General features: G+C 57.6%; 11 protein-coding genes. 8 read left to right on the top strand and 3 right to left on the bottom strand.

Going from position 1 to position 10,741, the window contains the following annotated elements:
* The first annotated feature begins 27 nt into the window (after positions 1-27).
* The 3 genes from BN1117_RS02325 to BN1117_RS02335 are packed head-to-tail and all read left to right on the top strand — an operon-like array spanning position 28 to position 3,327.
* Positions 28-816: an ATP-dependent zinc protease family protein gene (locus BN1117_RS02325; protein WP_040094623.1), complete on the top strand. Its 789-nt coding sequence runs from the start codon at positions 28-30 to the stop codon at positions 814-816.
* A 3-nt stretch (positions 817-819) separates the two neighbouring features.
* On the top strand, positions 820-2,358 hold the full coding sequence (locus tag BN1117_RS02330) for an inactive transglutaminase family protein (protein WP_040094625.1): 1,539 nt from the start codon (positions 820-822) through the stop codon (positions 2,356-2,358).
* A 3-nt stretch (positions 2,359-2,361) separates the two neighbouring features.
* Complete coding sequence (locus BN1117_RS02335; RefSeq protein ID WP_040094627.1) at positions 2,362-3,327, top strand: alpha-L-glutamate ligase-like protein; 966 nt, start codon at positions 2,362-2,364, stop codon at positions 3,325-3,327.
* A 241-nt stretch (positions 3,328-3,568) separates the two neighbouring features.
* On the opposite strand, the gene BN1117_RS02340 is transcribed toward BN1117_RS02335, so the two are convergent.
* Complete coding sequence (locus BN1117_RS02340; protein ID WP_005337701.1) at positions 3,569-4,171, bottom strand: peroxiredoxin C; 603 nt, start codon at positions 4,169-4,171, stop codon at positions 3,569-3,571.
* 146 nt (positions 4,172-4,317) lie between these two features.
* Here BN1117_RS02340 and BN1117_RS02345 point away from each other — a divergent pair, with 146 nt between their 5' ends.
* The 4 genes from BN1117_RS02345 (at position 4,318) to BN1117_RS19305 (ending at position 6,925) form a co-directional block, all read left to right on the top strand.
* Positions 4,318-5,226, top strand: a complete 909-nt coding sequence (locus BN1117_RS02345) for a hydrogen peroxide-inducible genes activator (protein ID WP_040094629.1) — start codon at positions 4,318-4,320, stop codon at positions 5,224-5,226.
* Positions 5,227-5,420: 194 nt separating this feature from the next.
* Positions 5,421-5,870: a C40 family peptidase gene (locus BN1117_RS02350; protein ID WP_005337703.1), complete on the top strand. Its 450-nt coding sequence runs from the start codon at positions 5,421-5,423 to the stop codon at positions 5,868-5,870.
* Positions 5,871-6,181: 311 nt separating this feature from the next.
* Positions 6,182-6,358 (top strand): hypothetical protein, encoded by a 177-nt coding sequence (locus tag BN1117_RS19300; RefSeq protein ID WP_005337704.1) that lies wholly within the window; start codon positions 6,182-6,184, stop codon positions 6,356-6,358.
* Between the two features lie 390 nt (positions 6,359-6,748).
* A complete protein-coding gene (locus BN1117_RS19305) occupies positions 6,749-6,925 on the top strand; it encodes a hypothetical protein (protein ID WP_005337712.1) in 177 nt (58 codons plus the stop codon).
* A 72-nt stretch (positions 6,926-6,997) separates the two neighbouring features.
* On the opposite strand, the gene icd is transcribed toward BN1117_RS19305, so the two are convergent.
* Both icd and BN1117_RS02360 read right to left on the bottom strand, forming a co-directional pair.
* Positions 6,998-8,251 (bottom strand): NADP-dependent isocitrate dehydrogenase, encoded by a 1,254-nt coding sequence (gene icd / locus BN1117_RS02355; RefSeq protein ID WP_040094630.1) that lies wholly within the window; start codon positions 8,249-8,251, stop codon positions 6,998-7,000.
* Between the two features lie 156 nt (positions 8,252-8,407).
* Positions 8,408-9,283 (bottom strand): helix-turn-helix transcriptional regulator, encoded by an 876-nt coding sequence (locus tag BN1117_RS02360; RefSeq protein ID WP_040094632.1) that lies wholly within the window; start codon positions 9,281-9,283, stop codon positions 8,408-8,410.
* Positions 9,284-9,412: 129 nt separating this feature from the next.
* Between BN1117_RS02360 and manA the strand changes: the two genes are divergently transcribed.
* Positions 9,413-10,612: a mannose-6-phosphate isomerase, class I gene (gene manA / locus BN1117_RS02365; protein WP_040094633.1), complete on the top strand. Its 1,200-nt coding sequence runs from the start codon at positions 9,413-9,415 to the stop codon at positions 10,610-10,612.
* The last annotated feature ends 129 nt before the right edge of the window (positions 10,613-10,741 follow it).

Here is a 10,741-nt window from a genome sequence, read left to right on the forward strand (position 1 = left end):
TGACCCTATTCCAGGAAGCACTGTTAAATGAATGACATGAAAAGCAAATTAAAAGGAATCACCCTGCTCTCCCTGCTTAGTCTCGGCGGGTGTGTCAATATGGAAAAAGCGCCCGAGGTGCCTGCCCTGACGCTGGCTGAGCTCCGTAGCGAACTGGGGCAGCACGAACAGCGCCTGCAAACATCCATGGAACAGCAACATAAACAGTATGTGCAACAGCAGCACCTGCTGGTTCAGCTCAACACAGATGTCACCAATATGAAAGAGTCCGTCAAACAAGTAGATCACAAGCTCGCCGCCCTCCCCACCGAGTCGCCCAAGCCGACAGCTATCCCTACCGAGAAGTGCCCGGCCCCCAATCAGGGTCACACCATCGATGGCAAGCTGCTGGTCGGTGAAGCCGAGTGGCTCTGGGTTGATGCGGCCAACGATGCCTTCCAGGCGCGGGTCGATACCGGTGCCACGACCTCCTCCATCAGTGCTCAGGAGATCACCATCTTCGAGCGCAACGGCAAAAACTGGGTACGCTTCTTCCTGAGCCATCAGGAAGTGGACGACAAAATCCAGATCGAAGCGCCACTGGTGCGTCATGTACGGGTGCGTCAGGCCTCAGCCGATGATCTTGATCGCCGCCCGGTGGTCCGTCTGACGGTGCGCATTGGCAATATGACCGAGAAGGCCGAATTTACCCTGAAAGACCGTAGCGACATGACCTTCCCGGTGCTACTGGGTCGTGAGTTTTTGAAAGACATCGCGGTGGTTGATGTGGCCCGTGAATATATCCAACCCAAACCCAAGCTCAAGGATGTGAAATAATCCATGGTTTCCCGTAAGCCGTTCTATTTGCTGGTGGCCCTGCTGTACATTGTCGGTCTGGGAATGACGCTCTATCACCATATCGCGTTGGATGTGCCGCTCACCCCCGGTGAAAAGCGCCAAATCTGGTCCATCGAAGCCAAGCTGGAGTTCGAGGCGACCGGTGATCCGGTGATCGCCTCCCTGGCCATTCCGGGTACTCAGCCCGGTTTCACCCTGATGAATGAGAACGCCGCCAGCCCCGGCTACGGCCTCTCTTTTGTCGAGAAAGATGGCGATGCCCGTGCCGAGTGGTCCATCCGCACCGCCTCCGGCCGTCAGGAGCTCTACTACCGCGTCGACATGATGGCGGATGCCCATGCCAAACCGGCCGCCAATCCGCAGCCGCCCGCCATCGAGAAGCAGATCGAAAGCGAACCCTACGCCACGGCGATGAAGCAGATCCTCGAACGGGCGGAGGAGCGTTCAGCCGATGCTTATACCCTGACGCGTGAAATCATCAAAGAGATCGAGAAGCAGGAGCAAAACGCCGAGCTGCTGAAAAAGCACAAGAGCCGCGCCAACCTGATCGCCGAGCTGCTCAACAATGCCGATGTGCCCGCCCGCGTAGTCCATGCCCTGAAGCTGGAAGATGGTCGTCGTCGTCAGGAACTGCTGGATTATCTGCAGGTATTTAACAGCCCGACCGACTACAAGCTGTTCAACCCGCAAACTGGTGAACAGGGGCGTCCTGCCAACCTGCTGCTATGGGAATATAACTCAGGCGCCCTGCTGGACGTAACCGGTGGCCACAACTCCCGGGTTAGCTTCTCGATGATCGAGCAGGAGCAGCCAGTCAGCGTTGCGCTGGCGCAGAAGTTCGAAAAATCCGAGATGATGAACCTCTCCATCCACAGCCTGCCGCTGGAAGAGCAGACCCTGTTCAAGGGCTTGCTGCTGATCCCCATCGGGGTGCTGATGGTGGTGTTCCTGCGGGTACTGGTGGGGATCAAGACCTCTGGCACCTTTATGCCGGTATTGATCGCGGTTGCCTTTATTCAGACCTCGCTGGTCACCGGTCTGGTGGGCTTCCTGCTGATCGTCGGCACCGGTCTCGTTATTCGCTCCTATCTGTCGCGGCTTAACCTGCTACTGGTCGCCCGAATATCGGCCATCATCATCATGGTGATCTCGATGATCGGCATCTTCTCGGCCTTCGCCTTCAAGCTGGGGCTGACCGACGGCATGAAGATCACCTTCTTCCCGATGATCATCCTCTCCTGGACCATCGAACGGATGTCCATCCTGTGGGAAGAAGAGGGCCCGAAAGAGGTGTTCCGCCAGGGTGGTGGCTCCCTGCTGGTTGCCGTCATCGCCTATCTGGCCATGGATAACGAGCTGATCCGTCACCTCACCTTCAACTTCCTCGGCCTGCAGCTGGTGCTGATGGCGACCGTGTTGTTGATGGGTAACTACACCGGCTACAAGTTGAGCGAACTCAAGCGCTTCAAACCGCTGGTGGATGAGATGAAGTCTGGCGTCACCCCGGGTAAGGATAAGTAACCGATGTGGTTCTGGCAGAAATACACCACCCCGTGGAGCCTGTCACAGGCAGGCATCCTCGGTATGAACAAGCGCAACCACTCCTATATCAGCCGCTACAATCCGCGCAGCCTCTATCCGCTGGTGGATGACAAGCTGCAGACCAAGCAGATCGCTCTAAATGCAGGCGTGACGGTACCGGAACTGATCGGTACCATCCGTGCCCAGTACGATGTAGGGCGCATCACCGAGCTGGTAAAGGATTGGCCGGGCTTCTGCATCAAGCCGGCCCGAGGCTCGGGCGGCAAGGGGATCCTGGTGATCCTGCGCCAGGAAGATGGCCTCTTCTACAAGCCCAACGGCACCACCTGCAACGGTCAGGATCTGGAGCGCCATGTCTCCAACATTCTGGCTGGGCTCTATTCGCTTGGCGGCAAGCCCGATGTGGCACTGGTCGAAGGCCTTATCAACTTTGATGATGTGTTCGACGGCTACTCCTTTGAAGGGGTGCCCGATGCCCGGGTCATCATCTTCAAGGGGTTCCCGGTGATGGCGATGATGCGCCTCTCCACCGCCGCCTCCGACGGCAAGGCGAACTTGCACCAGGGCGCTGTGGGGGTGGGTCTGTGCCTGCGTACCGGTCGTGCCCTGCGGGCGGTGCAGTTTGGCAATCCGCTGCGCCACCACCCGGATACCGGCCTTGACCTTTATGAGCTCAAGGTGCCCCACTGGGATACCCTGCTCACCCTGGCTGCCTCCTGCTACGAGATGTCGGGTCTGGGCTATATCGGCACCGATATGGTGCTGGACAAGTTCCGCGGCCCCATGCTGCTGGAGCTCAACGCCCGTCCCGGTCTTGCCATCCAGATCGCCAACGGTCGCGGCCTGGTGCCCAATCTCAAGACCATCGAGAAGCTGGGGCAGGTGAAGATGAACGTGGAGCAGCGGGTCAATTTCGCCAAGGATCACTTCGGGATCTTTGAGGAATAACACCTCAGCTTGTGAACTGAGCGCGCCTATGGCGCGCTTTTTTATGGCTATTACTTGTCTGTCGGCATATCCCCCACCCAGCCATAGGGTGTCAGCACCTCATTCCAAAACAACGCGTTCAGCTAACGGCAGTGTGGAATCGCGAGATGAGTGTGACCGGCGATGTCAGGGGGATTGATGAATCATAGGTATAAAAAAACCGGCGCCAAGACGCCGGTTCTTCAAGGAGAGTACGACCCGATTACAGGGAGTCAGCATTCTCGGACAGGTATTTGGCAACGCCGTCCGGAGAGGCTTGCATACCTTTTTTACCTTTTTCCCACTGAGCCGGGCACACTTCGCCGTGCTCTTCGTGGAATTGCAGGGCATCGACCATGCGCAGCATCTCGTCGATGTTGCGGCCCAGCGGCAGATCGTTGACGACCTGGTGACGAACGACACCGTTCTTGTCGATCAGGAAGGAGCCACGGAAAGCAACGCCAGCTTCCGGATGTTCAACATCATAGGCTTTGCAGATTTCGTGTTTCACGTCGGCGATCAGCGGGTACTTGACCTGACCGATACCGCCATCTTCCACTTTGGTGTTGCGCCATGCGTTGTGGGAGAACTGGGAATCGATGGAAACACCGATCACTTCCACGCCACGCTTCTGGAACTCTTCATAACGGTGATCGAAGGCAATCAGCTCGGACGGGCAGACGAAGGTGAAATCGAGCGGGTAGAAGAAGACAACGGCAGCTTTGCCTTTGATGTGGGATGACAGGTTGAATGAATCAACGATCTCGCCATTACCCAGAACAGCTGCGGCGGTAAAATCGGGTGCGGGACGGCCTACCAATACCATATTCAATTCCTCTTTATGTGAAGTGAACAATCCGGTGAGGATTGGGCTACCTAGAGCCAAGTCCATCTAATTGAAGCGACAAACTATAGACCCGGTGGTAGATTAGTTAAATCAAATTAAATAGATAGCATTAATCGGGTTTTTCTATGCAACGTTGGCCCAGCCTCAAACAGCTGCAATATCTGGTCGCTCTCGATGAGCACAAGAACTTCAACCGCGCCGCCAAGGCCTGTCATGTCAGCCAGTCGACCCTGAGTACCGGGATCCAGACGCTGGAGGACATGATGAACCTGCAACTGGTGGAGCGGGACCACAAGAGCTTCATTATGACCCCGGTCGGCATGGAAATCGTCGAGCGCGCTCGCAATTTACTCTCCGATGCACGGGATCTGATGGAGCTTGGGCAACATCAGGGCGGTGTAATGCAGGGGACTGTTCGTCTGGGCTGCATTCCCACCATCGCCCCCTTTCTGCTGAGCAAGCTACTGAAAGAGTGCAGTAAAACCTATCCTGACCTCGAATTGTTACTGCGTGAAGACACCACCACCAACCTGCTTAAGCAGCTGGAGCAGGGTCAGCTCGACTTGCTGATCCTCGCCCTGCCCATCGAGATCGGCGGTTTTCACTGCAAGAGCGTTGGTCAAGACCCCTTCCACATGGTGATGCCCGCCAGCATGGCGGCCGGTCTGCATACCCCGTTCGATTACAAGGAACTTCCCAACCAGAGCATCTTCCTGCTGGAGCGGGAGCACTGCCTCACCGAGCACGCGGTGAGCGCCTGTCGCCTGCGGGACAAGAGCAAGATCAACCCGTTTGCCGCCACCAGCCTGCACACCCTGGTGCAGATGGTGGAAGCTGGCCTCGGCACCACCTTCCTGCCGCAGATGGCCATAGATGCCGGCATTCTTGCCAACTCCGATCTGGTGGCCATCCCGCTGCCGGGCGAGACGCCATACCGCGAAATAGGCCTGGTGTGGCGTCCCAGCACCACCCGGGTACAGACCTTCTACAAGCTGGCCGAGCTGCTAAAACCACTGATCAGCCACAGCGAGTAACAACAAACGCCAGCCCTCGGGTTGGCGTTTTTCAATCCCCCGCCACATTTTTCTTCCCAGAAACTAGGTATGAAGCCAGATCCCTGTTTATGATGGAAAAGTTGTCGCGCCAGCGCCTATAGCCAAAACGGTGGGTCAGAAACTGGCGTGCGATAAATGTCTCGTTTGGTAGACCCCTCCGTGGAGAGAGCCCGATGTATCGCAAGCTGCTGCTATCCCTGCTGACTCTGCTGCTGGCCGCCTGCTCCAGCACGCCGGAGCCGCCTCCGGCCCCTCGGCAGAGCAGTGCTTTTGATGGCTTCTACCAGCAGTGGCGCGGTGTCCCTTACCGGATGGGCGGCGCCAGCCGTGCCGGGCTAGACTGCTCCGCCTTCACCCAGCTCGCCTACAGTCAGGTGCTGGGCTTCAACCTGCCAAGAACCACCGAATCCCAGGCCAGCATTGGCAAACCGGTGGATCGCTATCGGCTGCAACACGGGGATCTGGTCTTCTTCAAGACCGGCTGGCAACAGTACCATGTGGGGGTCTACACAGGTGCCGGCGAGTTTATTCACGCCTCCACCAGCAAAGGGGTGATCCGCTCCCGACTCGACAACGTCTACTGGAACAGCCGCTACTGGCAGGCGCGTCGGGTGACCCAGTAACCGGCGACACGCCTGCTCGCGGCACACATTGCGTGCCGCTACTCTCCGTCAATCCCTGTCGTTATGTCGGGACCCTCAGCCCACGCTTATAACTCGATTGGTCCCAAATTCTGCATATCACACCATTTTGTGATAAGGTGGTGGCCAATTTTTAACACATTCGCCCTTTTCTCATACGCTCTCTGTCCTGATTAACAACAAGCGAGGCGATAACAAGCAGCGCACGGCGAAAGTGGAGTGTGGCGCAACACTGCCGGACGGGTGGCCCACAGCAGCAGTATCAAGGGTTAAATAGATAAGGAGATCGAGCAATGAAACAGTATCAAAGCTGGCTGGGGCAATACCTGATGAGTCGCCGTGACGGTGACCACGCCATGGCATGCGAGATGGCAAGCTCCATCTGCGAGTTCTGGCAGCAACAGGGAGATGAAAACGAACTGGACAAGTGGCAGCAGATTTACCAAAACCATCTGGAAAAGACCACCTGAATCCCGCCGTTTCCTTGCTGCCAGCCACCATGGGTTGGCAGCAAGAGTGCCCCCATATCACCTCACACCTATACAGCATCCCCCCTCCCTTTTGCACACCATCCAAATCAACCCCATCATCTCGGCGGGTTTTCTGTTTTGGGAACAAGGGGATGGGGCAGTTCTGGCACAATCCGTGGCGACAATTTCCCCAAGTTGCTCAGTTTGTGCTAAAATGGCGCTCATTTTTTGACATCTCGCGTCACGTTCGCCGCCAGATTGCCCATCGGGCTCTCTGCCCGGGTCGTGACTTTGCACCATCATGCCTGATGATGTTCCCCCCAGGATGAGCCGACAGGCTCCCGTCAAGGTGGGCACCCTCAAGGGCACATGAGATAAGGAGATCGGGTAATGAAACAATATCAAAGCTGGCTGGGAGATTATCTGATGAGTCGACGTGACGGAGATCACGCGATGGCTTCGGAACTTGCCAACACCATCTGCGCCTTCTGGAAGGCCCAGGGTGATGAAGCAGAAACCAGCAAATGGCAGCAACGCTATCAGCAACACGTAGAGCAGGCGCAATAAGCCCCTTCACTCTTTCGCGATAAAAAAACCGGCGCACATGGCGCCGGTTTTGCGTTTCTGGCAAGCAGCAGATTACATCTGGTCGATCATGTCCTGAGCAAACTGGGAGCAGGAGCGCAGGGTGGCCCCTTCCATCAGACGCTCGAAGTCATAGGTGACGGTCTTGTTGCGGATCGCCGCTTCCATCCCCTTGATGATGAGATCGGCCGCTTCAACCCAACCCATGTGGCGCAGCATCATCTCGGCGGAGAGGATGAGAGAGCCCGGGTTGACCTTGTCCTGACCGGCATATTTCGGTGCAGTACCGTGGGTCGCTTCGAACAGGGCCACGCCGTCACCGATGTTGGCACCCGGCGCGATACCGATACCGCCTACCTGAGCGGCCAGCGCATCGGAGATGTAGTCGCCGTTGAGGTTCATACAGGCGATGACGTCATACTCGGCCGGACGCAGCAGGATCTGCTGCAGGAAGGCGTCGGCGATGACATCCTTGACCACGATAGTCTTGCCGGTTTTCGGGTTCTTGAAAGAACACCAGGGGCCGCCGTCAATCAGCTGGGCATCGTACTCTTTCTGGGCCAGGGCATAGCCCCAATCCTTGAAGGCACCTTCGGTGAACTTCATGATGTTGCCCTTGTGCACCAGAGTCACGGAGTCGCGATCGTTGTCGATAGCATACTCGATAGCGGCACGTACCAGACGCTCGGTTCCGGCCTTGGACATCGGCTTGATGCCGATCCCGCAGGACTCGGGGAAGCGAATTTTCTTCACGCCCATCTCGTTTTGCAGGAAGGTGATCACCTTGTTCGCTTCAGCGCTGTCGGCCTTCCACTCGATACCGGCGTAGATGTCTTCGGCATTTTCGCGGAAGATCACCATGTCAGTCAGATCCGGACGCTTCACCGGGCTCGGGGTCCCTTCGTAGTAACGCACCGGGCGCAGGCAGATGTAGAGATCCAGCTCCTGACGCAGGGCCACGTTGAGGGAGCGAATACCGCCGCCGACCGGCGTGGTCAACGGGCCCTTGATGGCCACGCAGTATTCGCGAATGAAATCCAGGGTTTCGGCCGGCAGCCAGGCACCTTCGCCATAGACATGAGTCGATTTCTCGCCGGTAAAGATCTCCATCCAGGCGATAGAACGCTCGCCCTTGTAGGCTTTCTCGACCGCAGCATTCACCACATTCAACATGGCCGGGGTTACGTCAACACCGATGCCATCCCCTTCAATAAACGGAATGATCGGATGGTTGGGAACCTGCAGCTTGCCGTTGGCATCGACTGTGATTTTCTGACCCTGGGTCGGGATTACTACTTTGCTTTCCATCGGCATCTCCTAACGTCCGTTTGTTATCAACTTGTTTGTTGCGCGCGGCCATCTTAGCCCATTCATTTTCATAATAAAATGGCGAGCAAGCATGTCAGACCAAAGAGGTAGCCCCCCGCTAGTGCGCCGTCACCACGCCTCTCCGACCCCGCCCCGTTATCCCTCCAGCTCGCTGGCCGCCGCCTGCGGCTGGCTCAGGGAGCGGTACTGGGAAGGAGTCAAGCCGGTCTTCTGTTTGAACACCCGGCAGAAGTAGTTCACGTCACTGTAACCGCAGCGACTGGCCACCTCTTCAAGACGGAAACGGTACTTTTTCAGCATGAATTTGGCCCGATCTATCCGCACCCAGCTGATGTAATCGGCAAGGCGCATATGACCCTGCTCGCGAAACAGGTGGGAGAGATGGCTGGCTGAAACGTTGAAGCGGTGGGCAATGGAGTCACGGGTGATGGGACGGTGAAAGTTCTCCTGGATATAGATGCAGATCCCGTGAAAGAGCTCTGCCCCCCGTGGCCGATCCGTGGCGGACTCCAGCAACAGCTGACGGGCACTCGCCAGCAGAGCCTGCAGCAGGTGATCATCGGTGGGGGAGCGACCGGGATCCTCGGTCAGTACGTTCAGCGCCGCCAAAATGTGTTCGATCACATGGCCCGCCCGCGCCATGATGCTGTGCTTTTGCACATCGAAAAAGTCCGGATCTTCACGGCGCTTGCTCACCAGACTGAACCCCAGCTGGCGTTTGCCAAAGAGCAGGCTCAGCACCGAGCAGTCGGTGGTCCAGAGCGGCTTGTTCCAGCCGTTGGGGGGGATATAGAGCGCCTGTCCCGGCAGCACGCAGATCTCCTTGCAACCGCCCTCCCTGTCCCAAATTTGGTTGAGATACTCGCCGCTAAAGACCAGTTCGAGGCGGGGAAAGTTGACCTGATAGCTGAAACTGGGTGGCACCCCCTGTTCACTGGCAAACCAGATTTGGTCAAATGGAACCTGTTCGCTCAGGGCTCCGTCGAGCAGTTGGCTGAAGATGAGAGACATGGTGATCCTGATCAAGAGAGAGGCAAGCGGTTGCGGCGTGCGCGACCGCCCATGTTATAGTCCGGTCCACAGCAGTAATGCCACCCTTTTCTGCACCCGATTTTCTTCAAACTAGACGAGGCGTCCCTTATGAGCAGTAGCGATCTGCCCTCCTTTCTGTTGATGCAAAACCCGATTCAAGGCTATGACTGGGGCAGTCATGACTCCCTCACCACCCTGTTTGGCATTCCCAACCCGCAAGGCAAACCCCAGGCCGAGCTATGGATGGGGGCTCACCCCAACGGCTGCTCCGAAGTGACGCTGGCGGGCAGTGTGCAAAAGCTCTCTACAATGATCGACAGGGCCCCGGCCGCCGCGCTGGGTGAGGCCACCTTCGCCCGTTTTGGCAGCCTGCCGTTCCTGTTCAAGGTGTTGTGTGCCGAGAAGGCGCTCTCCATTCAGGTGCACCCGAGCAAGGCTCAGGCCGAAGCAGGCTTTGCCAAAGAGGAGGCCGCAGGCATCGATATCAAGGCAAGCAATCGCAACTACAAGGACCCGAACCACAAGCCGGAGCTGGTCTTTGCCCTCACCCCCTATCAGGCGATGAACGGCTTTCGCGCCATCCCCGCCATTCTGGCGCTGTTCGAGCGGGTCAATCTGGCGGCCATCGCCGATCTGACCGCAGCCCTTGCCGCCAGCCAGAATGAAGCGGGCCTACAGCACTTCTTCCACCAGCTGCTGGTATTGGAAGGAGCGCGCAAGGAGGAGGCGCTGGCAGGACTGCTGGCCTATGCCGCCGCCCATCAGGATGAAGTGGCTTTCGCCACCATCAGCAATCTGGCCAACCAGTACCCGGGGGATGTGGGGCTCTTCTCGCCGCTGCTGCTCAACGTGGTGACCCTCAAACCCGGTCAGGCGATGTTCCTCGATGCCCAGACCCCCCACGCCTACATCCACGGCACTGGCCTCGAGATCATGGCCAACTCGGACAACGTGCTGCGCGCCGGTCTGACCCCCAAATACATGGATGTGCCGGAGCTGCTGGCCTGCACCCGCTGTGTCGCCAAACCGGATGGCCAGATCCTGCTGGCACCCCGCTGTGATGGTGCGGTACAGCACTTCGAGGTGCCGGTACCTGACTTCACTTTCAGCGTCTACCCGGCTGGCGAGCATCAGCTCACCACTGCCAGCGCCGAGATCCTGTTTGCCATCGATGACACAGTGACCCTCAAGCAGGGTGAACAGTCACTGCGTCTGGAAAAGGGCCAATCTGCCTTTATTCCTGCAGCGACTGGCAGCTATCAACTGCTGGCCGAAGGACGGGTCGCCCGCGCAGGCAACCGCTGCTAACCCGCACATCCCGGGGCTACGCCCCATCCGAATATGCACAAGGGTCATCAATGATGGCCCTTGTTTTTTAGGTTCATCGCGGCTTTCCGGGGAAGGCAGCCTTGATTTTCAGGAAGAAGTAGTCCGAGT

Origin of the sequence: Aeromonas australiensis (assembly GCF_000819725.1) — a bacterium.
Classification (GTDB): Bacteria; Pseudomonadota; Gammaproteobacteria; order Enterobacterales; family Aeromonadaceae; genus Aeromonas; species Aeromonas australiensis.